The following is a 24,025-nucleotide window of genomic DNA, read 5'->3' on the forward strand; positions in this document are numbered from 1 at the left end:
CATGAAGCGAAACCTCGCCGCCGCGCTCGGCGGCTGGAGCGCGCGGCACCGCGTGACGGCCGTCCTCGGCTGGCTGCTGTTCGTCGTGCTGGCCTCGGTGCTGGGCGGCGCGGCCGGCCAGATCACGATGGCGGACCACGAGCAGGGCGTCGGGCAGTCGGCGCGGGCCGCGCAGATCGTCGCGGAGGCCGGCATCGAGGACCCGGACCGGGAGACGGTGCTGCTCTACGGCGCCCCCGCGGCCTCGCCTGAGATGCGCCGGGCGGTGGCGGACGTGCGGGCGAACGTCCAGGCCACGGGCCTGATCACCGATCTGCGCCCGGACGTGGTGGCCAAGGACGGGCGCCATGTGATCGTCCAGTTCACGCTGAAGGAGGCGCCGGACGACCCGCTGCCCGCGGTGCGGGACGCGGTCGCGAAGGCCGAGCGCGGCAACCCGTCCGTGCGGATGGGGCAGTTCGGCGGCGCCACCGCCGACGCCTGGTTCGACGACGCCCTCGGCGCCGACTTCAAGCGCGCCGAGCTGACGGCGGTGCCGCTCGCGCTCGGCATCCTGCTGGTCGCGTTCGGGGCGCTGCTCGCCGCCGTGCTGCCGGTCGTCCTGGCGTTCACCGCGTTCCTCGCCGCCGGCGGCGTCCTCGCGGTGGTCAGCCACGCGCTGCACGTCGACCAGACGACGAACTCGGTGATGCTGCTGATGGGTCTCGCCGTCGGCGTCGACTACTGCCTGTTCTACCTGCAGCGCGAGCGCGAGGAGCGCCGCAAGGGCCGCGACCGGGAGACCGCCCTGGCGATCGCCGCGGCGACCTCCGGCCGCTCCGTGCTCGTCTCCGGCATCACCGTGATGGTCGCGATGTCCGGGATGTTCCTGTCCGGTCTGCTGCTCTTCAAGGGGTTCGCGATCGCGACGATCCTCGTGGTCCTCATCGCGATGCTCGGCTCGGTGACCGTCCTGCCCGCGCTGCTGTCCCTGCTCGGCGACAAGGTCGACTTCGGCCGCGTCCGGCTGCCCCGGCGCCGCCGTGAGGAGCGCGCCGGCGTGGTCGGGACGCTGCTGAGGCCCGTGCTGGCCCGTCCCGGCATCGCCGCGCTGCTGTCGGCCGGGCTGCTGCTCGCCCTGGCCGCGCCCGCGCTCGGCATGAAGACCGAGCGGCTGCGCATCGACCAGCAGATCCCGCCCGGCGAGGAGATCGCGCAGACCTACACGCGGCTGAACGAGGCGTTCCCCGGCAACCCGGAGCCCGCGGTCGTCGTGCTGAAGGCCCGCGACATCAACGCGCCGCAGGTCACGCGGGCGATCGACGACCTGAAGCGGCGGGCGGCCGCGTCCGGCGAGCTGAACGAGCCGATCGACGTCACCGTCCACGACCGCGCGAACGTCGCCGAGATCGAGGTGCCGCTCGCCGGGACGGGCTCGGACGCGACCTCGAAGCACGCCCTGGAGACGCTGCGGGAGCGGATCGTCCCGGAGACCGTCGGCAAGGTCGGTGAAGCGCCCGTCACCGGGCAGCTCGCCTGGTCGACCGACTACAACGGGCAGCTGAAGTCGAGCATCGCGCCCGTCTTCCTGTTCGTCATGGCCATCACGTTCCTGCTGATGCTGGTCTTCTTCCGCTCGCTGCTGATCGCCGCCAGCGCGATCGTCCTGAACCTGCTGTCGGTGGGCGCCGCCTACGGGGTGATGGTGGCGGTCTTCCAGCACGGCTGGGGCGACTCGCTCGTCGGGACGACGGGCGCCGGGGCGCTCGAATCCTGGATCCCGCTCTTCGTCTTCGTCGTCCTGTTCGGCCTGTCGATGGACTACCACGTGTTCGTCGTCTCCCGGATCCGCGAGGCGTACGACCGGGGGCTCGACACGACCCGCGCCGTGCACGAGGGCGTCCGCGCCACCGCGGGCGTCGTGACCAGCGCGGCCGTCATCATGATCGCGACGTTCGGCATCTTCGGCACGCTGTCGATGCAGGACTTCAAGCAGCTCGGCGTCGGCCTCGCGGTCGCCATCCTGATCGACGCGACGATCGTCCGGGTCGTCCTGCTGCCCGCGGTGATGTCGCTGCTGGGACGCGCGAACTGGTACCTGCCGGCGTGGCTGAACTGGCTGCCCCGCATCTCCCACGGCGACGAGCCCGCCCCCGCTCCGGCCCCCGGCCCGCGCGCGGGCACCACGGAAGACTTGGTGGCCGCTCGCTAGGACCCGTCCGCCCTCCGACCGCGCAGCGCCCGGTCGGAGGGCGACGCGCGGTCGGAGGGCGACGCGCGGTCAGAGGGCGACGAAGGTCAGGCCGCGCTTCTTCAGCTTCGGGATGGCGTCCCGCAGGGCCTTGATGGTCTGGGAGCGGTCGCCGCCGCCGTCGTGGCACAGGACGATGTTGTTCTCCTGGCCCTTCAGCAGGGCGCGGCGGATGCGGCCCACGCCGGGGCGGGCCCAGTCGCGGGGGTCGACGGCCCAGTCGATCGGGAGCATGTCGTGCTCGGCGACCAGTTCCAGGACGGTCTTCGACCAGGCGCCGCCGGGCGAGCGGAAGAACTGCGGGACGACGCCGGTGACGTCCGCGATCCGGTCGTGCGCCTCGACGATCTCCTTGCGGACCCTCTTCTCCGGCAGGCTCGCGATGGCGATCGGGTGCGTCATGGTGTGGTTGCAGATCTGGTGCCCGGCGTCGGCGATGCGGCGGGTGAGCTTCGGATACTCCTTCACCTGCTCGCCGATGATGAAGAACGTCGCGTGGACCTCGTGCTCGGCCAGCAGGTCGAGCATCTTCGGCGTCCACGTCGGGTTCGGGCCGTCGTCGATGGTCAGCGCGATCGACTTCGGCGGCGCGGGCGGGGCCAGCTGCGACAGCTCCCGGACGGGCTTCTCCAGCGCGGTGAGCTTGCCCGGCGTCCAGGACGCGGCCCGCGGCGTGGGGGTCGGCGTCGGCGTCGGGGTCGGCGTCGGATGGATCACCGGCCGCGCGCGGGGCGTCGCCGCGGGCGCGGCCGCGGCGCGGGAGCCCGAGGGCCGCGCGGCGTCGGCACCGAGCGTGGCGAGCCCGGCGGCACCCAGCAGCAGAAGCGCTTTGCGGCGGGATGTCCCACCTGACTCCTCAACCTCCACAAGTCCCACGCTATCGAGGTTTTAACCGGGTAGGGGGTCGCTATGGGATCACAATCGGCTCATTTGGGCGGCAGGTGAGTGCGACCCCGGAGGTCGGTCCGTTGCTGGCCTTCGTGCTGGCGTCGCTGGCGGCCGTCGCGGCGGTGCTGGTCCGGGTCGGCGGGCTCGGTCTCGGCCGGGACATGCTGGTCGTCTCGGTGCGCGCGGCGGTGCAGCTCACGGCGGTGTCGCTGCTGATCGCGGCGGTGCTGCGCAGCGCGGGGCTGACGGCCGCGTTCATCGCCGGGATGGTGGTGATCGCGGTCGTGACGGCGGGCCGCCGCATCACTCGGTCGCGGCGCGGCCCCGGCTGGTGGACCGCGCTGCCGATCGTCAGCGGCGTCGGGCCCGTGCTCGGGCTGCTGATGGCGACCTCGCTCGTCCCGGCCCGCACGGTGTCGGTGCTGCCGATCGCCGGGATCTTCATCGGCGGCGCCATGTCGGCGACCGGGCTCACCGGCCGCCGCGCGCTGGACGAGCTGGCGACGCGCCGCGGCGAGTACGAGGGCGGCCTCGCGCTCGGGCTCCTGCCGCGCGACGCCGCGCTGGAGGTGTGCCGCTCGTCGGCGGCGCTCGCGCTCTTCCCCGTCCTCGACCAGACCCGGACGGTCGGGCTGGTCACGCTGCCGGGCGCGTTCGTCGGGGTGCTGCTCGGCGGCGCCGACCCGGTCCAGGCGGGCGCGGTGCAGCTGCTCGTCCTCATCGGGCTGCTGGCGATCGAGTCGATCGCCGTGCTGATCACACTGGAGCTGGTGGCCAGGGGCCGGTTCGCCGTCGCCCCGGCGGACGGGAGGCGGACGCACGGGCATTGACGGCAGGGCGGTGGACGTCCTCGGTGAGTTCCCGCAGGTGGGGGTGGGAGCTGCCGGTATACATCCGCATAAATTGGCAACGGTCCCGCCCCGATCGCCGTAACCCTTTGCCTAAGAACAATCATGTTCGCCAGAGGTGTTACGGTCTTCAGTGCAATATCGGGGGCCGGACGTCCCCGGCCGGATTCGAGCCGGGACGGCCGTGCGATCACGGCCCGGCGCAGCCGGCGTGTGGTGACCGAGTGTCCAGGCAGTGCGCCACGGGGGCCGATCTGTGCTGGAACACGCCCGCGTCGCCGCCCGCGGCGCTGACCCCGTCGCCGGGCCGATCCACCGAGAAGCCGCGCGGCCCCGCGGTTCTCACCGGCCCCACCGGCCCATCGGCCCGTCCCACCGCGATCCGGTGGCGGCGGCCGGGGTCCATCCCCCCCCGCGCAGGGCGGCCTTACGGGAGCAGGCCGGCGCGGCGGGCGGCGGTCACGGCCTCCAGGCGGGTGTGGCTGTCCAGCTTGCGCATCGCCGAGCGCAGGTAGCTCTTCACCGTCTCCGGAAGCAGGCCGAGCCGTTCGGCGGCCTCCGCGTTCGTGCAGCCGATCGCCACGTACGACAGGACGTCCAGCTCGCGCGGCGACAGGACGGGACGCGGCGCGGCGTCCGCGTCGTCCAGCCCGGCGGCGGCGAGCCGCAGCGACGCCCGGCGCAGGCGGTCGCGGGTCGGCAGGTCGCTGACCTCCTCGGCCAGCGCCCGCAGCTCCGCGTGGACCGCCCGCACCTCCTCCCAGCGCGCCGCCGACGTGCCGGGTCGCGCCCGCGCGAGGGCGTCGTCGGCGCGGTCCTGGACGGCGAGGTCCTGTTCAAGGTCGCGGGCGACCTGGACGGCGGCGCCCACGATGCGGTCGGCGAGGCCGAGCGGTTCGCGGAGCGCGCCGTACAGGACGCCGCGCACCCGCCGCCGGACGACGATCGGGACGGCGACGATCGACAGCAGCCCCTCCCGCCCCACGGGCTTGTCGTAGTCGTGGCTGATGGCCGCCGAGCACGGGTAGTTGCTCACCCAGGCGGGACGCCCGAGGGCCATCGCCTTGCCGCCGAGCCCGTTGCCCCGCCGCACGACGAGGCCGTTCAGCGAGTCGGTCGTGTTGCCGACCAGCTCGGTGATGCACAGCCGGTCCCGGCCGCTCAGGGCGCCGCCGAACACCATCGGCAGCCCGGTCGTGCGGTGCAGGGACAGCACCGCCGACCGGACGGATCCCGCGTCGTCGCGCGCGCCTCGGGGGGCGCGCCCTCCCGAGGCCCCCGGTTCAGCCGCATCCATGCTCCGAGCATGCCCTGAGCGACCCTCGCCCCGAAAGGCCGGACGCGGAGAAACGCGGGGGTTTCCGCAGGCGGTCAGGCGTGCCGCGCGGTGGCGGCGTCCTCCAGGCCGAGGATGTCGACGGCCTCCGCGCGCATCTGCACCTTGCGGATCTTGCCGGTGACCGTCATCGGGAACTCCTCCACGACGTGCACGTAGCGGGGGATCTTGTAGTGCGCCAGCTTGCCCTCGCAGAACGCGCGCAGCTCCCCGGCCGTCATCCCGGGCACGCCCTCGCGCAGCCGCACCCAGGCCATCAGCTCCTCGCCGTACTTCTCGTCGGGGACGCCGATGACCTGCGCGTCCACGATGTCGGGATGGGTGTAGAGGAACTCCTCGATCTCGCGCGGGTAGATGTTCTCGCCGCCCCGGATGACCATGTCCTTGATCCGGCCGGTGATGTTGACGTAGCCGGCGTCGTCCATCACGGCGAGGTCGCCGGTGTGCATCCAGCGGGCCGCGTCGATGGCCTCGGCCGTCTTGTCCGGCTCCTCCCAGTAGCCGAGCATCACCGAGTAGCCGCGGGTGCAGAACTCGCCGGGCACGCCGCGCGGGACGGTGACGCCGGTCTCCGGGTCGATGATCTTGATTTCCAGATGCGGCAGCACGGTGCCGACCGTGGACACCCGGCGGTCGAGGGAGTCGCCCGCCCGGGTCTGCGTCGACACCGGCGACGTCTCCGTCATGCCGTAGCAGATCGCGACCTCGCCCATCCCGAGCCGCTCGATGACCTGCTTCATCACCTCGACCGGGCACGGCGACCCCGCCATGATCCCGGTGCGGAGGGTGGACAGGTCGAGGCCGTCCAGCGAGGGCTCGTTCAGGACGGCGATGAACATCGTCGGCACCCCGTACAGCGACGTGCAGCGCTCGGCGGCGACCGCTTCGAGGGTCGCCTTCGGGTCGAACGCCGGCGCCGGGATCACGACGCACGCGCCGTGGCTGGTCGCCGCCAGGTTCCCCATCACCATGCCGAAGCAGTGGTAGAAGGGCACGGGCACGCACACGCGGTCCTCTTCGTCGTAGCCGCACAGCTCACCGACGAAGTAGCCGTTGTTCAGGATGTTGTGGTGCGAGAGCGTCGCGCCCTTGGGGAAACCCGTCGTCCCGGACGTGTACTGGATGTTGATGGGGTCGTCGGCGGTGAGCGTCCGCGCGATGTCGACCAGGACGGCCGGGTCGCTCGTCCGGCCCGCCTCCATGAGCCCGTCCCAGTCGGGGGTGCCGATGAGGATGACGTCGCGGAGGGCGGGGCACTTCGGCTTGACCTCGTCCACCATCGCCGCGTAGTCGGACGTCTTGAACGTGGACGCCGACACCAGCGTCCGGATGCCCGCCTGGTTGAGGACGAACTCCAGCTCGTGCACCCGGTAGGCGGGGTTGATGTTGACGAGGATCGCGCCCAGTTTCGCCGTCGCGTACTGGACGAGCATCCACTCGGCGCAGTTCGGCGACCAGATCCCGACACGGTCGCCCTTGACCACGCCGAGGTCGCGCAGGCCGAGCGCTACGGCCTCCACGTCGTCGGCGAACTGCTCGTACGTCCAGCGGCGGCCGGAAGTGCGATCGACCAGCGCGTCCCGTTCGGGGAACGCGGCGACCGTCTTGTCGAGGTTCGCGCCGATGGTGTCACCGAGCAGGGGGGTGGTCGATACGCCCGACGCGTAGGAGAGGTTCATCGCAGGTCCTCCTCGCGGAACTCGCCCGGCGGCCGGTCGTCCGGGCCGGGATGCTTGTCGATCTCGCTGGTCCGCAGCTCGACCCGGCGGATCTTGCCGGAGATCGTCTTCGGCAGCTCGGCGAACTCCAGCAGCCGCACCCGCTTGTACGGCGACAGCTGCGCCCGGCTGTGCTCGAAGATCGCCTTCGCGGTCTCGGCGGTCGGCTGCCAGCCGTTCGCGAGCGTCACGTACGCCTTCGGCACGGCCGCCCGGACCGGGTCGGGCGACGGCACGACCGCCGCCTCCGCGACCGCCTCGTGCTCGATCAGCACGCTCTCCAGCTCGAACGGGGAGATCTTGTAGTCGGACGCCTTGAACACGTCGTCGGCGCGTCCGACGTAGGTGATGTAGCCGTCCTCGTCGCGGGAGCCGATGTCGCCCGTGTGGTAGTAGCCGCCCGCCATGGCCTCTTCCGTGCGGGCCTCGTCGCCGTGGTAGCCGGTCATCAGCCCGAGCGGGCGGTCCTCCAGTTCCAGGCAGATCTCGCCCTCGTCGCCCGGCTCCCCGGTCAGCGGGTCGATCAGCGCCACCTTGTAGCCCGGCACGGCGCGCCCCATCGACCCCGGCTTGACCGGCTGGCCCGGCGTGTTGGCGATCTGCACGGTCGTCTCGGTCTGCCCGAAGCCGTCGCGGATCGTCCGGTCCCAGGCGTCCCGCACCCGCTCGATCACCTCGGGGTTCAGCGGCTCGCCGGCCGCGACGACCTCGCGCGGCGGCGTCGCGAGGCGGCCGAGGTCGGCCTGGATCAGCATCCGCCACACGGTCGGCGGCGCGCAGAAGCTCGTGATGCCGCAGCGCTCCATCGTGTCGAGCAGCCGGTCGGCGTCGAACCGCGTGTAGTTGAAGATGAACACGCACGCCTCGGCGTCCCACGGCGCGAAGATGTTGCTCCACGCGTGCTTCGCCCAGCCCGGCGACGAGATGTTGAGGTGGACGTCCCCGGGCCGCAGCCCGATCCAGTACATCGTCGACAGGTGCCCGGCCGGGTAGGACGCGTGGGTGTGCTCCACCAGCTTCGGCTGCGCCGTCGTCCCGGACGTGAAGTAGAGCAGCAGCGTGTCCCGCGACATCGTCAGCCCGTACGGGGTGTACGACTCGCCCTCCTCGTAGGCGTCGGCGTACGCCGTCCAGCCCTCGACGGGCGCGCCCACGGCGATCTTCGTGTAGTCGCCCTCGACGCCGTCGAACTTGCCGGTGTCGGCCGAGGCGACCACCACGTGCCGGGCCTTGCCGCGGGTCAGCCGGTCCTGCAGGTCGGCCGTGCCGAGCAGCGGCGTGCACGGGATCATGATCGCGCCGAGCTTCATCACCGCGAGGACGGTCTCCCACAGCTCGACCTGGTTGCCGAGCATCAGGATGACCCGGTCGCCGCGCCGCACGCCCGTCCGGCGCAGCAGGTTCGCGACCTGGTTGGACCGCCGCGACAGCTGCGCGAACGAGTACTTGGCCTCGGAGCCGTCCTCCTCGACGATCCACAGCGCGGGCGCGTCGTTGCCCTCGGCGATCTTGTCGAACCAGTCCAGCGCCCAGTTGAAACCGGTCAGCACCGGCCAGCGGAACTTCTCGTACGCCGTCGCGTAGTCGTCGCGATGCGCGAGCAGGAAGTCGCGCGCCGCGCGGAACTCGACTGCGGGCATGGTCTCTCCTCGTAGCCGCACGGACACCCGGTCACCTGGATGGTTGGCCATCCGGGTGACCCGCGCCACCCCCGAACGGGGGTAGTCGGGATCGTCCTACCCGCCCGTCGTGAACGTGGACCGCAGCAACCGCGCCATGTGCTCGCCGATCTGCTCCGGCGTCCACCCGCGCTCGTTGAGCAGCGTCTCGCTGACCCCGTTGGAGATGAGCGCGAGCAGCATGTCGGTGGCGGTGTCGACCGTCCAGCCGGGGGCGAGGACGCCCTCCTCGTCCAGCCGGCGGATCAGCGCCCGGTTGGTCTCCAGCCGCCAGTACAGCGCCGCCTCCCAGTGCCGCGCCGCGTCCGGGTCGTTGCCCGCCTCCCGCTCGACGGCCCGCGACACCTGCAGGATGCGCGCCATGAAGTCGGCGTGCCGGTGCGCGAACGCCTCCAGCGCCGACACCGCGTCGGGCGCCTCGCTGATCGGCGCGAACCGGCCCTCCAGGTCCTCGACCTCGTTGACGTAGCCGAACAGCTCGGTGATCAGGTCGGCGCGGGACGCGAAGTGCAGGTAGACGGCCCGCCGCGACACCCCGGCGTGCTCGGCGACGGCCGCCATCGTCGTCGCCGCCATGCCGCGCTCCTCGACGAGCTCGCGGGCGGCCCGCAGCAGCGCCATCCGGGAACGGCGGCTCCGCGCGTTCCGCGGCTCCTCGATCGACCTGGGCATGGCCCCATGATTCCAGCCTTGTCGAAACTGCACGCGCTGTGTACTTTTTAACTTCACATCATGTGCAGTTAAGGGGGATGTATGCGGCAGTGGTGGCCGGTCGCGGGCAGCGGCCTCGTCGTCTTCATGGCGACACTGGACACGAGCATCGTCGCGGTGGCGCTGCCGTCGCTCGAACGCGGCTTCGGGGTGCGGACGTCCGCCGCCGAATGGGTCGTCCTCGGCTACCTCGCGCCGCTGATCGCGCTCACGCTCCCCGCCGGCCGGTGGCTCGACCGCACCGGCCCGCGCGCGGCGCTGCTGCTCGCCGTGGCCGGCTTCACGCTGAGCAGCCTGGCCGCCGGGCTGGCGCCGTCCCTCGCGCAGCTCGTCGCGTCCCGGGTCGCGCAGGGCGCCTTCGCGGCGGTGCTGTTCGCGGTGATCCCGACGATCGTGATCCGCGCCGTCCGCCCCGACCTGGCCGGACGGGCGGGCGCGCTCGTCATGACGCTCGGCCCGCTGGGCGCCGTGAGCGGCCCGCCGCTCGGCGGAGTGATCGTCCAAGCCTGGGGATGGCCGTGGATCTTCTACATCAACATCCCGATCGGCGTCCTCGTCACGGCCATCGCCCTGACCACCCTGCCGCCGGACGCCCTCCGCCTCCCGGGCCGCGCCTTCCTGTCCGAGACGGCGCTCCTCGCCGCGGCGAGCGTCACGCTGCTGCTCTCCCTCTCCCTGTCGGCGAGCCACGGCATCGCGTGGCTGGCCCTGTCCGCCGGCGCCGTCCCGCCCCTCTGCCTCTGGGGCCGGACGAGGGCGAGCGACCCCGTCCGGGCCCTCCTCCGCGTCCCGGCGCTGGCCGCGCCCGTCGCGGCGATCATGCTGAACGCCCTGGTCATCTCGCTCACCGAGTTCCTCGCGCCGTTCTACCTCCAGCGGACGCTGGGGCTCTCCCCGTCCGCCACCGCGGCGGCGATCCTGGCGTTCCCCGTGGCGATGGTCGCGGCGGGCCCCGTCGGCGGCGTCCTCGGCGACCGCTGGGGGACGGACCGCGCGGCCGTCCTCGGAGCCGCGGTCACGGCCGCCGGCGTCCTGCTGCTGGTGCCCCTCGGCACCGGCTGGCACCCGGCCGACCTGAGCTGGCGCCTGGCCGTCGTCGGCGCGGGCACCGGGCTCTTCGCGGGCCCGACGTTCGCAAGGCTCATGTCGAGCGCGCCACCCGACCTCCAGGGCACGGCCGGAGCGGCGCAGAGCCTGGCCCGCCAACTCGGCTTCTCCCTAGGGCCCGCCTTGGCGACCACTGTGTGGGCCTTGTCCGACTACAGCCTCGTCGGCCTGCGCACGGCCTTCGCCTTGGCCACGGCTACCGCCCTCACGACCGTGCTGACCCTGCGCCTCCGTACCGGACGCTGAAACGGCGGACGACCCGGAGCCGGATGGCCTCGGGTCGTCCGCCGTGCGGTGCTTTGGCTCAGCGCTTGAGGGAGTGCAGGAGCTCGCGGGTGTCGTGGCGGCGGTTCCAGGCGATGGCGGCGAAGATGACGGCGAACGCGGCGGGCATCAGGCTCCAGGCCGGGTCCAGCACCAGCAGGTGGGTGGTGATGGCGCCGGCCATCAGGCCGATCAGCCCGGTCGCCGCGAGCCCCGCCAGCCGCGGCACCAGCAGCCCGATCGCACCGGACACCTCGACGATCCCGGTGACGTAGCGGAACCACTGGCCCCACCCGATCAGGTCGAAGGTCTCCACGGCGTCGGCCTGCCCGACCAGCTTGGGCAGCCCCGACGCGATCAGCAGGAACGCCGCGAGCAGCACCTGCGGCACCCACAGCACCCTGCGCACCGTGCCACGGTCAACAGCGGCGGCGGTGGTGGTGGGGGACTGGACGGTCTGAGCGGTCTGAGCGGTCATGGCGGTGGTCCTTCCGTGCGGTGCATCTCATCGGCCTTCACTGACGCGTCGCACGGACCCCGACCGGATCGACATCCCACCCCGATTTTCTTCAAGATTTTTTCGAGACCACATAAGCCCAGGTCAGGCAGGGTAACCCCGCATCAGAAGCCGTCAGGGTCCCTCTGGAAGATCGACCCAGATTGTGGGGAAATGTAGGGGAGTGGTGGCGGCGAGGCTGGGGGCGTCATGGCTGTCCGGATCGGCGGTATCGAACTCCATGCGGGACCCACCGTCCTCGGCGGCCCCGACGACCTGGACGCGGTGATCCGCGACTTCGTCACCGAGGCCCGGCACACGCTGCGCGTCGCGGTGCAGGAACTGGACTCCCGGACGATCGCCCAGGCGATCCTCGCGGCGCGGGCGCGCGGTGTGCGGGTGCAGATCATCCTGGAGGGCGACTACCTGCGGGAGGGCCGTCCGGCCGCGGACCCGTGGGCGGCGGCCGGGGCCAACGAGGAGAACCGGCTCATCCACGCGGCCCTGCTGCGCGCGGGCGTGGACCTCGTCACCGACCTGAACCCGGCGATCTTCCACCAGAAGTTCATCGTGCGCGACGCCGGCGAGCCGACGGCCGCGGTGCTGACCGGCTCGGCGAACTTCACCCTCACCGACACCGGCACCAACCCGGCGGGCGGTTCCGCCGGCAAGGCGGGCAACAACCTCAACCACGTCCTGATCCTGCGGGGCCGCCGCGCGGCGGCGCTCTACCTGGAGGAGTTCCTCCGGATGCGCTCGGGGACGTTCGGCGCGATGCATGAGCGCGTGGAGCCGCGCCCGGCGGAGTTCCGGCTGGGCCAGATCCGCGTCAAGCCGCTGTTCGCCCCCCGGCACGGCCCCGAGATGGAGATCATGAAGCAGATGCTCAAGGCCGCGTCGAGCGTCGACTTCGCGATGTTCACCTTCGCCCGCTCGTCCGGCATCGACGACACGATGATCAGGCTGGCGCCGTCGCTGACCCGCGTCCGCGGCGTGCTGGACCACGGCCAGGGCGCCCAGGCGTGGGCCGCCACCGAGCCGCTGAAGGCCGCCGGGGTGCAGCTGTTCGAGAACAAGCCGGGCACCGGCGTCCGGAAGGTGCACCACAAGCTCATGGTCATCGACGAGCGCCTGGTGATCGCCGGCAGCTTCAACTACACCGCGCCCGCCACGACGCTGAACGACGAGAACATCATCGTCCTCGGTGACCTGGAGGAGACCCGCGACGACGCCGAGACCGCCCAGCGCCAACTAGCCGCCTTCGCCCTCCACGAGATCTCCCGAATCACCACCGACCTCTCCCGCCCCGCCTGAAAGACGGGACGGGAAAGGCCGGCAGGCGACGGCCGCTGGACGAGGCGAACGGATCAGCGGGTCGTGGTCAGGCCGCCGGTTACGGCGAGGATCTCGCCCACCGTGTAGCTGGAGTCGGCGTCGGACGCCAGGTACACGTACGCCGGCGCCATCTCCTCCGGCTGCGCGACGCGGCCCATCGGGCCCTCGCTGCCGAGGTTCGCGAGCCCGTCCTCCGGCATGTTCGGGTCGGCGATGTTGAGCACGGTCCACGTCGGGCCCGGGGCCACCACGTTCGCGCGGATGCCGTCCTTGGCCAGATGGAAGGCGATCGACTTGGTGAAGTTGACGAGGGCGGCCTTGCTGGCCGCGTAGTCGATCATCGTGTCGCTGCCCTTGAGGGCCTCCTCCGAGGCGGTCGCGATGATGGAGTCGCCCGCCTTCAGGTGCGGGCGCGCCGCCTGGACGAGATGGAAGTACGAGTACACGTTCACCTTGAAGGACCGGTCCCAGTCCTCGTAGGAGAGCTGCGAAAGGTCCAGCTGGCTGTTCAGGTGCGCGGCGTTCTGCACCAGGATGTTCAGGTCGCCCAGTTCACGCACCGTCCGCTCGACGGCGTCGTGGCAGAACGACGCCTCGGCGAGGTCGCCGGGCAGCAGCAGGCACTTGCGGCCTTCGGCCTCCACGGCGCGGCGGGTCTCCTCCGCGTCCGGCTGCTCCTCCGGCAGGTACACGATGGCGACGTCCGCGCCCTCGCGGGCGTAGAGCACCGCCACCGCGCGTCCGATGCCCGAGTCGCCGCCCGTGATCAGCGCGACCTTCCCGCGCAGCTTGTCCGCCGCGCGGTAGCGCTCCGCCTGGTAGCGGGGCTTCAGTTCGACGTCCTGCTCGTTGCCGGGCGGCTGCTGCCGCTGCTTGGGGTACGGCGGCGCCGGCTCCGAGAGAACCTGCGGTTCCGTGCGGTCGTTCCCGTTGTCCTGCACGTTCTGCAACCCCCTGGGCGTCTGCGGTGGAAGGGGCAGGGCCCCGTCACTGCCTGTGGCGGCTACCCCTGAAGCCGTCCGCCAAACAGGACGCTGGTGGGCGTCAGGGTGGGGGTGGGGTGGTGCCGAAGGGGTTGTCGATGATGTAGCGCCAGTGGCCGTCCGGGCAGCGGCGGGCCACGTCGGTGGCGGTGCCTTCGATGTGGACGGGGTTGCCCTCGCGGTCTTGGCCTTCGATCGTCCAGTCGACGATGAGGAGCGAAAGGTCGCCCGCCGTGTAGACGTGGCGCGGGACGACGGTGATCGGGACGCCCAGTGACATGAATTCGGCATTGGCGGCCTGGGCTTCACCGCCGGTCAGCGGCGTGCCCGGAGTGGGGACGAAGACGGCCCCTTCGGCGTACATTTCCGCGACCGCCGGCGGGTCGCCGGAATTGAAGCGGTCGGCGAACACGTGCGGGACGTCTTCGGGACGGTCGGCGAGGCGCGGCATTCGGTGTCCTTCGTGTAGACAGGGCAGGGACGCGGCAACGCTAGGAGGCGCTTTCGTGACTCACCAAACGGTTGGCCACCCGGGGCTGCCCGACGATCCGCGCGCCGCCGTGGACGAGCCGACCCCCTCCTGCCCGGTGGAGATCACGCTGGACGTCCTGCGCGGCCGCTGGATGACGCTGGTCGTCCGGGAACTCCTGCGCGAAGACCGGTCGTTCACTGAGCTGCGCCAGGCACTGCCCGCTCTATCGGACAAGGTGCTCGCCGACCGCTTGGCGCATCTCGTCCAATGCGGAGTGCTCGAACGACGCCGCCAGCCGGGATGGCCGCCCCGGACGCAATACGCCCTCACTCCGCACGGCCACCGCCTCGGCCCGGTTCTCCAGGCCCTCTGGGACTGGGGCAACGAGCTTTAACCCGCCTCCAACAGTGACCGGACGAGGTCGCGGTAGGCGTCCTTCATGGGGAGTTCGCGTTGGACGTGGACGCGGCGGCGAGTGGCGGTCACGTCGACGCCCCGAATGGGGTCGTGGCCGGACTTCTCGTAGTTCTCCCACCAGAGCCCCACGCCGCGGCGCTGCCAGGCCGGAACCTCGTTGAAATTGATCCCGCGCGCGTAGAGGAGTTCGTTCTTCGCCGAGACGGAGGTGCGTTCGAGTTCGCGGGTCGCCTGCCGGGCGGAGCGGCCCTCGTTGCGGAGCGTCCAGTAGCACCAGCCGTTCAGGGCGCAGCGGGCGGCGTCGGCCTGGCGCCAGGAAAGGTAGTCGACGACCTCGTCCAGGGCCGTGCCCATCCAGATGCGGCTGTCGAACGCGACGGGCTCGCCGGCGGCGTGGGTGAACGCGGCGGTCGCGATGCTCGCCGACAGGGAGACGAGTTTCTCCACCTCGCGGCCGAACAGGTCGAACGACGGGTCGAGCACGACGGAGATCTCGTCGCTCTCGGTGTAGGCGTAGCGGCCGCCGAGGTCGCTGAGGAGCGCCTTCGCGGCGCCGGCCATGAGCGCCGAGAAACGCGGGTCGAAGGGCTTGTCGAAGCGGGACTCGGTGAAGCGGGAGAAGGAGCGGCCGTCCACGCGGATGACCGTCCACGCGCCGGGGAGCAGGGTCAGGGAGTGGAACCATTCGCGGGCGCGCATCCGCGTTTCAAGGTCCTTCATCGGTCATCTCCCTGACGTCGAATGCGCCGCCGGCGGCGGGGAGCACCGCGAACAACGCGTCGAAGCCGTCTGACGGGCGCGGACGGCGAAGACGTTTGAGAGTGGCATAGACGCCGACGTCCGGCACCTGGATTTCGGGTGGCCGGACGGCGTTGCGGCGCATCGAGAGTTCGACGTCCGGAGGAAACCAATAGCCGATGATGTGCGCGCCGTGGCGGCGGCCCACGGTGATGAGCGGCAGCCATTCGTCCGGGGACGGGTTCGTGTTGTCGACCGCCACGTCACGGTCTTGTTCCAGGGCCTCGGATATGAGCCTCAACTGGCGCGCCTGCTTGCGCCGGGCCCCTCTCGGGAAGAGGTCCTTGCTGACATGGACATGTCCGGCGAGATGCCGTCGGTAGAACGTCGTCTTCCCGGACGCCTGAAGGCCGATCAGAATGGCCAAGTCGGGCATCAGCGGGGGGTCAGGGCGCGTACTAGGTCGGCGGCGGGGGCGTCGGATGTCTTGTGGAAGGACTCGCCCGCCCACAGGTTCACGCCGTCCGGGTCGCCCTTGGCGGCGGCCGCCTTGCGCAGTGGTGAGGTCACGTAGTGGACGTCCGGGTAGGCGGCCGGCGCGTGCGGCGAGTGGTCGGTGAGGAAGCGGTTGACCAGGCCGCGGGCGAGGCGTCCGCTGAAGGCGCGGGTCAGTGCGGTGGAGGTGAAGCGCGGGTCGGTCAGGGCGGCCCTGTGGACGGCGCTGGCGCCGCTCTCCGGGCAGCGGACGAACGCCGTCCCGAGTTGGGCGGCGACGGCGCCGAGGGAGAGGATCTCGGCGATGTCCGAGGACGAGGCGAGGCCGCCGGCCGCGATGAGGGGCTGCGAGGTCATCGCGCGGACGGAGTGCAGCAGGACGCGCAGCGGCAGCGGCTCGTCGGAGGTGTTCGTGAACGACCCGCGGTGCCCGCCCGCCTCGGCCCCTTGCAGGCAGAGGGCGTCGGCGGCGGACGCCTGGCGCGCCTCGTCCACGGACGTCACCGTGACGACCACGGTCACGCCTTTGGCCTGGAACGCCTCGATGACGTCCGGCGAAGGGCAGCCGAACGTGAAGCTGACGAACGGCGGCGGGTCGGACAGCAGGTCGGCGACCTTGGCCTCGTAGGCGTCGTCGCGGGCGCCGGGAGTTCCGGGGGCGACGCCGAGGCGGTCGGCCTCGGGCGCGAGGCGGTCGCGGTAGGCGGCGACTTCGGCCGGGTCGATGTCGTCCAGGGACGGCATGAACAGGTTCATCCCGAACGGGCGCGAGGTCAGCTCCCGGGTCGCGGCGATGTCGGCGCGCATGGCCTCGGGCGTCTTGTAGCCGGCGGCGAGGAAGCCGAGGCCGCCCGCGTCCGACACGGCGGAGGCCAGGGCGGGCGTCGACGGGCCGCCCGCCATCGGCGCCTGGATGATGGGGACGTCCGTCCACATGGCGTTACCTCGTCTCGCGCGGTGCTCTGGGACTCCTCCCCATGATCCGCACGATAATCCGGGGGGAGGGCCGGGCGCCGACCCGGGGTTCCCTCAACGGACGGAAGGGGGCGGCATGCGGGTGCTGCTGCACTACGACATGGACCACGCGGAGCCCGGTCTCGACATCGTGAGCTGCTCCGAGCAGGACGACGCGCGGTTCGCGGAACTGCTGCCGGACGCCGAGGTCGTCTGGCACGTGCTGCGTCCGCTCACGGCCGCCGACATGGACCGGGCGCCGAAGCTGCGGCTGATCCAGAAGCTCGGCACCGGGGTCAACACGATCGACCTGGACGCGGCGCGGGAGCGCGGGATCGCGGTCGCGAACATGCCGGGGCGGAACGCGCAGGCCGTCGCGGAGACGTCGCTGCTGCTGATGCTGGCGGCGCTGCGCCGGGTCGTCGCGTTCGACGCGCGGACGCGGCGCGGCGCGGGCTGGCCCGCCGACCGGGCCCTGGTCGGCGGGGAACTGGCCGGGCGGACCGTCGGCCTGCTCGGCGGCGGCGAGATCGCGACGCTGCTGCGCGGCATGCTGGAGGCGGTCGGCGCGCGCGTCCTCTACACGTCGCGGCGGCCGCGCCGCGACGACCCGGCCTGGCGGGAGCTGGACGACCTGCTGCGCGCGAGCGACATCGTGTCGGTGCACGTCCCGCTGACCGACGAGACGCATCACCTGCTCGACGCCGGTCGGCTCGCGCTGCTGCCAGACGGCGCGATCGTCGTGAACACGGCGCGCGGCGCGGTCATCGACGAGGCGGCGCTGGTGGACGCGCTGGCGTCCGGCCGGCTCGGCGGCGCCGGCCTCGACGTCTTCGAGAAGGAGCCGGCGGACGCGTCCAACCCGCTCCTCGCCCTGGACAACGTCGTCGTGATGCCGCACGTCGCCTGGCTGACCCGCGAGACGTGGGACCGCTACTTCGCCGTCGCCGCGGAGAACTGCCATCGGCTCGCCCGCGGCGACGCCCTCCTCCACCGCGTCGTCTAGCCGCGGTCGGCCGCGAGTCTCGTCTCGATCCAGTCGACGCCGAAGCTCACAACCTCGGGCGCTTCGAACAGGTGGCCGTCGGCGGCGCCGACCTTGCCCCGGCGGCCGTGCCCGGCGGCGAGCATGTCGCGGACGATCGCGTCGAAAGGGTCCTGCTCTTCGGGGACGACCGGGCTGTAGTCGAAGGCGCCGTTCTCGGAATCGATGTCGTGGAAGCGCCGCCAGACGCGCTCGCCGTCCACGGTGATGGGCTGCTCGTAGTCGACGAACCGCTTGCCGGGCGCGTCGGCGAGCGCTTCGGCGTGGTGCAGGAGAGTAAGGGTGTCCAGGGGCGCACCCAGCAGGAGCACGCGGCCGCCCATGTCGGTGAGGCGGGCCAGGGGGCTGCCTGGGCCGTGCGGGTCGTCCCAGGGGTGGTCGTCCATGAGGGCGTGGGCGTCCGGGCCGAGGGCGGCGAAGCTCACGTCGGGATGGCGGCTGCGCACCGCGCCCGGGTGGCGGCGCAGGGCCTCGGGCAGCCGGCCGTTGTTGTGGTCGGCCTCGCTGAGCACCGGGTCATAGGCGGGATGGCCGGCGCGTACGGCGGCCTGCCAGTCCTCGGGCCAGTCGGTGAAGTCGTAGGGCGGGGCGTCGTTCCAGCCGCAGGTGACCATCAGCGTGCCCGTGCCGCCGACCGCGTCTTGCAGCGCGCCGATGACCGTCTGCGTGCCGCCGGCGACATAGCCCAGCGCCGACATGCGGGTATGGAACATCACGATGTCGCCCTCGGCGACGCCGAGCGCGGCCAGGTCGCGGGCGAGGGCGTCGCGGGTGACCGGGCCGCCGGAGCGCTTGAGCAGGTCCAACTCGTCCATGAGCGCAACGTACGCACCGGCCCCGGCCCGGGTCGACCCTTTTTCGGACGTCCGCCCTAGGGGATCAGGACCGGCTTGACGACCTTTCCGGACGTCGTGTCTGCCTCCGCCTGGTTGATCTGGTCGAGCGGGTAGGTCGTGATGAGGCGGTCGAACGGGAACCGGCCCTGCCGCCACAGCTCGATCATCGTCGGGATGAACGTGTGCGGGACGGCGTCGCCCTCGATGATGCCCTTGACCGTCCGGCCCATGAGCAGCAGGTTCGCGTCCAGCCGGTACTCGGCGGCGCCGACGCCGACCAGGCCGCAGACGCCGGTGGTGCACAGCGACGCGACCGCCGTCGACACCACCTCGGGGACGGCGGTGGTGTCGAACGAGTACCGCACCCCCTCGCCGCCGGAGATCGCCCGGATCTGTCCGGCGATGTCGTCGTCCGCTCCGTTCAGCACGTGCGTGGCGCCCAGCTCGCGGGCCAGGTCGAGCCGGGACTCGTGCAGGTCGACGGCGACGATCGTGGTCGCGCCCGCGACCCGCGCGGCCATCACGGCGGCCAGCCCGACCGCGCCCGCGCCGAAGACCGCGATGCTGTCGCCGGCGCGGACGCCGAGGGAGATCAGCACCGAGCCGGCGCCGGTCTGCACGCCGCAGCCGAGCGGCCCGAGCTGTTCGAGCGGCGCGTCGGCGGTGACCGGCACGACGTTGCGGACGGTCCCGAGCGCGTGGCTCGCGAACGACGACTGCCCGAACCAGCGGGTGTGGACGGCCTCGCCGTCGCCGGCCGTGGCGCGCGGCACGCCGTCCAGCGGCACCGCGAGCATGTTGAGCGCCATCATCTGCGGGCACGCGCCGGGGCGCGCGGTGCGGCAGGTGTCGCACGTCCCGCACGAGTCGAACGACATGACCACGTGGTCGCCGGGGGTGAGGCCGGTGACGCCGGCCCCGACCGCCTCGACCACGCCCGAGCCCTCGTGGCCGAGCACGACGGGCTTGGCGACCAGGTCGCCCGGCACCCGTCCGAGCATGTCGGTGTGGCACATCCCGGCGCCCGCGATCTTGACGAGCACCTCGCCGGGCCCGGGGTCGGCGAGGTCGAGCGACTCGATCGTGTACGGGGCGTCTGCGGCGCGCAGCACCGCGGCGTTGATCTGCACCAGGGCTTCCTTCGGGGAGGAGGGAGGGGCGGGCGGGAGGCGCTTCAGACGGCGGGACGCGGGCGGGGACGCGCTCAGACGATGGAGTAGCGGATCGGGAGGCGCTTCAGGCCGCCGACGAAGGTGGTGGCGATGCCCACCGGGTCCCCGGCGAGTTCGATCGAGCGGAGGCGCGGTATGAGCTCCTCGTAGAACGCGCGGATCTCCATGCGGGCGAGCGCGGCGCCGAGGCAGTAGTGGACGCCGAAACCGAACGCGAGGTGCTTGTTCGGGTCGCGGCCGACGTCGAACATGAAGGGATCGTCGAAGACGTCCTCGTCGCGGTTCGCCGACGGGTAGGAGAGCAGGACGGCGTCGCCCTCGCGAATGGTCGTGCCGCGCAGTTCGTAATCCCGCGTTGCGGTGCGCATGAACTCCTTGACCGGCGTCACCCAGCGGATCATCTCGTCCACCGCGAACGGCATCAGCTCCGGCTTGTCGCGGAGCCGTTCGAGCTGGTCGGGGTGCTCGATGAGGGCGTGCAGACCGCCGGAGATCGTCGCGCTGGTGGTGTCGTGCCCGGCCGTCGCGATGATGACGTAGTACGAGGCGGTGTCGAAGTCGTTGAGCGGCTCGCCGTCGACCCGCGCGTTCGCGATGGCGGACGCGAGGTCGTCGGTCGGGTCCTTGCGGCGCGCCACCGTCAGTTCCTGGAAATAGGCGAAGAAGTCGAGCAGGACCTGCAGCTTCTCCTCGTTGGTCGTACCGCGCTGGAACTCGGCGTCGTCCCCGCCGAACAGTTCCTGCGTCAGCTTCAGCATGCGGCCGAAGTCGCTCTCCGGAAGCCCGAGCAGCGACAGGATCACGTACAGCGGGAAATGGACGGCGACCTCCTGCGCGAAGTCGCATTCGCCGCCGCGCTCCACCAGCCGGTCGACGTACCGCTTCGCGAGCTCCTTGATGCGCGGCTCCAGCGCCCGCATCGCGCGCGGCCGGAACCAGTCCGCGCCGATCGCCCGGATGACCCGGTGGTCGGGGTCGTCCATGTGGATGAGCGTGCGCAGCGCGATGCCCTGCTCGGCCCGCTGCCGGTTCAGCCGGTCGAACTCGGCGGTGCCGAGCAGCGGGCGCGGCGCGTTCAGGAAGATCTGGTGGTTGCGCTCGACCTCCAGGACGTCCTCGTGCCTGGTGATCGCCCAGAACGGCTCGTAGTCGGGGGCGTCCACCCGGTGCACCGGCGACTCGCGGCGCAGCAGCGCGAGCGACGCGTGCAGCCGCCGGTCGTCGGCGTAGGCGTTCGGATCGGCGAGGTCGAGGCCCGCCTCGGCCACGGTAAGCGTCATCGCTCTGCTCCTCGATCGGGGCTGCCGCCTCCCAGGAACCTACGGGCCCGAATCCTGTTCGGTCAATGATCACCGACCGCGCCGCGCCGCTCCCGGCCGCCGAATGCCCGGCCGATGACCGCCTAGCCGGTGAACGCGCCGTCCGCCAGGTCCGCGAAGCGGTCGAGGTCCTCGGCGGGGGCGTCGATCGCGCGCAGCGGGCCGGTGTCGGCGAGGTGCGTCCGGGCGTAGAGGCGGGCGACGAGCGCCTTGCGGTCCGTGCCGGAGTCGGCGCGCTCCCAGCCCGCCTGCTCCAGGAGCAAGGCTGCCGCATAGACGTCCGCCATGTACTGGGCGAGCGGGAAGAGGCGCGCCTCGGCGACAGTCCTGTCCAGGCCGCGCCATGCCGCTATGGCCTGGCGGAGATGCCCGATGCGCTCGCCGACCAGCTCGGCCGTGGCGTCGTCCCCCTGCGGCGCCTGCCGGACGGCCTGCGTGAGCCTTTCGAGGAACGGCTCGTGCGCGTCCTGCCGTTCGATGGCGCGGCGGACGTCCAGGCACAGGATGTTGTCGCCGCCCTCCCAGATGGGGTTGACCTGGGCGTCGCGCAGAAGGCGCGCTACCGGCCACTGCTCGATGTAGCCGTTCCCGCCATGGATTTCGATGGCGTCGCTGGCGGCCGTCACACCGAGCCTGGCGGCCCTCAGCTTGATGAGCGCCGCCCCTATGCGCAGCCTGGGACGTCCTAGATAGCCGTCGAACACGAGTGCCTGCGCGGCCTCGGTCTCCACGATCAGCTCGGCGAGCTTGCGGCGCATGAGCGGCTGGTCGGCCAGCGGGGCACCGAACGCCTCGCGCGCCCGCGCGTAGCAGAGCGACTCGACCAGCGCCCGCCGCGCGCAGCCGAGGCCCATCATCGAGATGCCGAGGCGGGCCCCGTTGGTCAGCTCCATCATGCGGGCCAGGCCCTTGCCGTCGCCGCCCTGCCCGGCGCTGGACGACGGGGCCAGCAGGAACGCCTCCGCGTCGGTGAACTCGATCTCCGCCGAGGCCACGGAGCGGGTGCCGAGCTTGTCCTTGAGCCGGCGGATCCGGACGCCGTTGCGCGTGCCGTCCCGCCGCTCCGTCAGGACGAGGAACGGCGCGATGCCCCGCACCCCGTCGGCGGCGCCCTCCGACTTGGCCAGCACCACGAACGCCGACCCGTTGGCGTTGGACGCGAACCACTTGAGCCCGTTGACCCGCCAGGCGTCGCCGTCCTTGGTCGCCGTCGACTCCAGGGCGCCCAGATCCGATCCGCCGGACCGCTCCGTCAGCATCTGTGCGGCCTCGCCGGACATCTCCCCGGCCGCGAACAGCTCCCGCACCCGCTCCCTGACGTCCTCGGGCGCGAACATCTCGGTCAGCTGGACGACCATGTCGCCGCCGGTGCCGAGCGCGCACGCCATGCCGATGTCGGCCTGGTCCAGCAGGTAGCTCCAGGCCACGCCCAGCGGCGCCGGGTCGACCCCGTTGGCCTTCGCCTCCGCGACGAAGTCGGGCCGCGTGAACGACGTCGCGACGATGTCCCGCCGGGCCGCCTCGAACGACGGCGGCATGACGACCTCGCTGACGTCGCGCCCCCACCGGTCGTACTTCTCCAGCCGGGGCGGGTTCCGGTCGGTCTCCTCGGCCCGCTCGGCGACCGGCCCGCCCATCAGCGCGCCCATCTCCTTCAGCCGCGGCTCGGCCCAGCCGAACCCGTCCCCGAGGTGGCGCCGCATCAGGAACCGCAGCGTGGGGTCGCAGTCGTACCAGTTGCGGCCCACGGCCCCCTGGTAGCGCTCGGTCGCGTACCGGCGCGCCTTCTCCGCGCCGCCGAACGGCAGCCGGTCGAACGGCTCGATCAGATAGGACGTCATGCGTCCGACATTACGCTTTTTCGTCACATGATGGAAGCCTGTAACGGCAGTGCGCCCGAAACGACCACATCGGTACGCTCTGCCTTCCCCTTCGACCCGGACGAGCACGGCGCCGACCCCGCCCTGACCGGCCGCCCTCTCTGCTTCTTCGACCCGCGCCACGGCCCGTCGGTGAACCGCGTCGCCTGGGCCCCGCCGGGCGGCGCCCCGCGCGACGTCGACGTGTGCGCCCGATCGCGACGGGCGTCCGTCCGGCTCCCGCCCCCGCCCCCGTCCGCCCCAAATGGGACGTGCCATCGGTGCTCATCGTCCGCCTTCACGAAAGCGGGAATGTCGAACGCGTCCACCAGGGAAAGGCCGTGCGCCTCCAAGAGGAGCCGCTGCCCGGGTGAGAGCCCTCGCCACGGTCGGCTTGGACGCCGGTGTATCGCGAGCGTATTGAAAATCGCATACGGCACCGCAACAGCCTTCCCACTTCAGTGGGGGGATGCACCACAGCGCATCGCACTCTCCGTCCGCTTCGGGCCCCGCCTACGACCTGCTCCTTCGGCGGTGAGTCGTGGCGAATTCCCTTTCGGCGAGGAAAGCGTGCGTCCTGGCGGCCGTCACTCGTCTCCTCGCGGTGCTGCTACTGCCGATCGCCTTCTGCCGCGCACCGGGCCGGGCCCGTTTCCTGGCCTGCCAATGGGCGCTGAGACTGCGCTTCCCCGCCGAGGATCTCCGCGGGCTGGCACCGGAAACGCTGGCCGCGTTCACGCACGCGCGGGCCGAAGCGTTCTGGTGCGACGGGCAATTGATCGGCCTCACCTCGGGATATCGGGACGCGGCGGAACAGCACCGGCTCTTCTCCGCTGAGGTACGTCGCACCGGCTCGGTGTCGGCGGCGCGGCGCCGGGTGCTGCCGCCGCAGGAATCCAGCCATGTGCGGGGGCTCGCGATCGACGTCCGGCCGACCGAGGGCGCGCGGTGGCTCGAACAGAACGGCGGGCGGTACGGGCTCTACCGCATTTACGGCAATGAGTGGTGGCACTTCGAGTACCGCATTGTCGAGCCGGTCCAGCTGCCGCATCCGGATGCCGTCGGTGACCGTCGCCCGCCGATGTACGCGGAACCGGTCGAGGACCCGAGGAGGCGGCCGTGA

22 protein-coding genes are annotated in these 24,025 nt (G+C 71.9%); 7 read left to right on the forward strand and 15 right to left on the reverse strand.

Translation table 11 applies throughout. The features are described from left to right. Position 1: 1 nt before the first annotated feature. Positions 2 to 2,191 carry an MMPL family transporter gene (locus AB0K34_RS10325; RefSeq protein ID WP_364547240.1) on the forward strand — a complete coding sequence of 730 codons (2,190 nt, stop codon included), beginning with the start codon at positions 2 to 4 and terminating at the stop codon, positions 2,189 to 2,191. 69 nt (positions 2,192 to 2,260) lie between these two features. Here the strand turns inward: AB0K34_RS10325 and AB0K34_RS10330 are convergent, their stop codons facing one another. Next, complete coding sequence (locus AB0K34_RS10330; protein WP_364547241.1) at positions 2,261 to 3,106, reverse strand: polysaccharide deacetylase family protein; 846 nt, start codon at positions 3,104 to 3,106, stop codon at positions 2,261 to 2,263. Positions 3,107 to 3,198: 92 nt separating this feature from the next. Between AB0K34_RS10330 and AB0K34_RS10335 the strand changes: the two genes are divergently transcribed. Further along, entirely contained in the window at positions 3,199 to 3,948 is a 750-nt protein-coding gene (locus AB0K34_RS10335) for an ABC transporter permease (RefSeq protein WP_240808358.1), read from the forward strand. 445 nt (positions 3,949 to 4,393) lie between these two features. Here the strand turns inward: AB0K34_RS10335 and AB0K34_RS10340 are convergent, their stop codons facing one another. From AB0K34_RS10340 to AB0K34_RS10355, 4 genes are all read right to left on the reverse strand, one after another. Beyond that, positions 4,394 to 5,263, reverse strand: a complete 870-nt coding sequence (locus tag AB0K34_RS10340) for a helix-turn-helix transcriptional regulator (protein WP_138640082.1) — start codon at positions 5,261 to 5,263, stop codon at positions 4,394 to 4,396. A 74-nt stretch (positions 5,264 to 5,337) separates the two neighbouring features. After that, positions 5,338 to 6,981: an AMP-binding protein gene (locus tag AB0K34_RS10345; RefSeq protein ID WP_138640083.1), complete on the reverse strand. Its 1,644-nt coding sequence runs from the start codon at positions 6,979 to 6,981 to the stop codon at positions 5,338 to 5,340. Further along, a complete protein-coding gene (locus AB0K34_RS10350) occupies positions 6,978 to 8,660 on the reverse strand; it encodes an AMP-binding protein (RefSeq protein ID WP_138640084.1) in 1,683 nt (560 codons plus the stop codon). Before AB0K34_RS10350 ends, AB0K34_RS10345 begins: the two co-directional genes overlap by 4 nt. A gap of 96 nt (positions 8,661 to 8,756) precedes the next feature. Further along, positions 8,757 to 9,371 (reverse strand): TetR/AcrR family transcriptional regulator, encoded by a 615-nt coding sequence (locus AB0K34_RS10355; RefSeq protein ID WP_138640085.1) that lies wholly within the window; start codon positions 9,369 to 9,371, stop codon positions 8,757 to 8,759. A gap of 81 nt (positions 9,372 to 9,452) precedes the next feature. Between AB0K34_RS10355 and AB0K34_RS10360 the strand changes: the two genes are divergently transcribed. Then, the gene (locus tag AB0K34_RS10360) at positions 9,453 to 10,763 is read left to right on the forward strand and encodes an MFS transporter (protein WP_138640086.1); all 1,311 of its coding nucleotides are present in this window, start codon (positions 9,453 to 9,455) and stop codon (positions 10,761 to 10,763) included. 58 nt (positions 10,764 to 10,821) lie between these two features. Here AB0K34_RS10360 and AB0K34_RS10365 read toward each other — a convergent pair whose 3' ends face one another. Then, complete coding sequence (locus AB0K34_RS10365; protein WP_301174495.1) at positions 10,822 to 11,259, reverse strand: DoxX family protein; 438 nt, start codon at positions 11,257 to 11,259, stop codon at positions 10,822 to 10,824. Positions 11,260 to 11,487: 228 nt separating this feature from the next. On the opposite strand from AB0K34_RS10365, the gene AB0K34_RS10370 reads away from it, so the two are divergent. Next, entirely contained in the window at positions 11,488 to 12,591 is a 1,104-nt protein-coding gene (locus AB0K34_RS10370) for a phospholipase D-like domain-containing protein (RefSeq protein WP_301174496.1), read from the forward strand. A 53-nt stretch (positions 12,592 to 12,644) separates the two neighbouring features. Here the strand turns inward: AB0K34_RS10370 and AB0K34_RS10375 are convergent, their stop codons facing one another. Together AB0K34_RS10375 and AB0K34_RS10380 are read right to left on the reverse strand one after the other, a co-directional pair. Continuing rightward, positions 12,645 to 13,553 carry an SDR family oxidoreductase gene (locus tag AB0K34_RS10375; RefSeq protein ID WP_301174497.1) on the reverse strand — a complete coding sequence of 303 codons (909 nt, stop codon included), beginning with the start codon at positions 13,551 to 13,553 and terminating at the stop codon, positions 12,645 to 12,647. Positions 13,554 to 13,656: 103 nt separating this feature from the next. Next, the gene (locus AB0K34_RS10380; RefSeq protein ID WP_301174498.1) at positions 13,657 to 14,046 is read right to left on the reverse strand and encodes a DUF4440 domain-containing protein; all 390 of its coding nucleotides are present in this window, start codon (positions 14,044 to 14,046) and stop codon (positions 13,657 to 13,659) included. 55 nt (positions 14,047 to 14,101) lie between these two features. Between AB0K34_RS10380 and AB0K34_RS10385 the strand changes: the two genes are divergently transcribed. After that, on the forward strand, positions 14,102 to 14,461 hold the full coding sequence (locus tag AB0K34_RS10385; RefSeq protein ID WP_138641680.1) for a helix-turn-helix domain-containing protein: 360 nt from the start codon (positions 14,102 to 14,104) through the stop codon (positions 14,459 to 14,461). Here the strand turns inward: AB0K34_RS10385 and AB0K34_RS10390 are convergent. From AB0K34_RS10390 to AB0K34_RS10400, 3 genes are read right to left on the reverse strand one after another with little or no spacing between them, the layout of a single operon-like run. Then, complete coding sequence (locus AB0K34_RS10390; protein ID WP_301174499.1) at positions 14,458 to 15,204, reverse strand: tRNA(His) guanylyltransferase Thg1 family protein; 747 nt, start codon at positions 15,202 to 15,204, stop codon at positions 14,458 to 14,460. The genes AB0K34_RS10385 and AB0K34_RS10390 overlap by 4 nt on opposite strands. Beyond that, on the reverse strand, positions 15,191 to 15,649 hold the full coding sequence (locus AB0K34_RS10395) for an ATP-binding protein (protein WP_301174500.1): 459 nt from the start codon (positions 15,647 to 15,649) through the stop codon (positions 15,191 to 15,193). Before AB0K34_RS10395 ends, AB0K34_RS10390 begins: the two co-directional genes overlap by 14 nt. An 8-nt stretch (positions 15,650 to 15,657) precedes the next feature. Beyond that, the gene (locus AB0K34_RS10400) at positions 15,658 to 16,653 is read right to left on the reverse strand and encodes a nitronate monooxygenase (protein WP_364547251.1); all 996 of its coding nucleotides are present in this window, start codon (positions 16,651 to 16,653) and stop codon (positions 15,658 to 15,660) included. 115 nt (positions 16,654 to 16,768) lie between these two features. On the opposite strand from AB0K34_RS10400, the gene AB0K34_RS10405 reads away from it, so the two are divergent. Further along, complete coding sequence (locus AB0K34_RS10405; protein WP_301174502.1) at positions 16,769 to 17,677, forward strand: NAD(P)-dependent oxidoreductase; 909 nt, start codon at positions 16,769 to 16,771, stop codon at positions 17,675 to 17,677. On the opposite strand, the gene aac(3) is transcribed toward AB0K34_RS10405, so the two are convergent. The 4 genes from aac(3) to AB0K34_RS10425 all read right to left on the reverse strand — a co-directional run bounded on the left by aac(3) (position 17,674) and on the right by AB0K34_RS10425 (position 22,884). Next, entirely contained in the window at positions 17,674 to 18,531 is an 858-nt protein-coding gene (gene aac(3) / locus AB0K34_RS10410) for an aminoglycoside 3-N-acetyltransferase (protein ID WP_301174503.1), read from the reverse strand. The genes AB0K34_RS10405 and aac(3) overlap by 4 nt on opposite strands. Positions 18,532 to 18,587: 56 nt before the next feature. Then, complete coding sequence (locus AB0K34_RS10415) at positions 18,588 to 19,682, reverse strand: NAD(P)-dependent alcohol dehydrogenase (RefSeq protein ID WP_301174504.1); 1,095 nt, start codon at positions 19,680 to 19,682, stop codon at positions 18,588 to 18,590. A 74-nt stretch (positions 19,683 to 19,756) separates the two neighbouring features. Beyond that, positions 19,757 to 21,004, reverse strand: a complete 1,248-nt coding sequence (locus AB0K34_RS10420) for a cytochrome P450 (protein WP_301174505.1) — start codon at positions 21,002 to 21,004, stop codon at positions 19,757 to 19,759. Positions 21,005 to 21,126: 122 nt separating this feature from the next. Further along, the gene (locus AB0K34_RS10425) at positions 21,127 to 22,884 is read right to left on the reverse strand and encodes an acyl-CoA dehydrogenase family protein (protein WP_301174506.1); all 1,758 of its coding nucleotides are present in this window, start codon (positions 22,882 to 22,884) and stop codon (positions 21,127 to 21,129) included. Positions 22,885 to 23,506: 622 nt separating this feature from the next. Here AB0K34_RS10425 and AB0K34_RS10430 point away from each other — a divergent pair. After that, positions 23,507 to 24,025 carry a M15 family metallopeptidase gene (locus AB0K34_RS10430; protein ID WP_240808604.1) on the forward strand — a complete coding sequence of 173 codons (519 nt, stop codon included), beginning with the start codon at positions 23,507 to 23,509 and terminating at the stop codon, positions 24,023 to 24,025.

The organism is Actinomadura sp. NPDC049382 (assembly GCF_040677125.1).
In the GTDB taxonomy this organism is placed as follows: Bacteria; Actinomycetota; Actinomycetes; order Streptosporangiales; family Streptosporangiaceae; genus Spirillospora; species Spirillospora geliboluensis.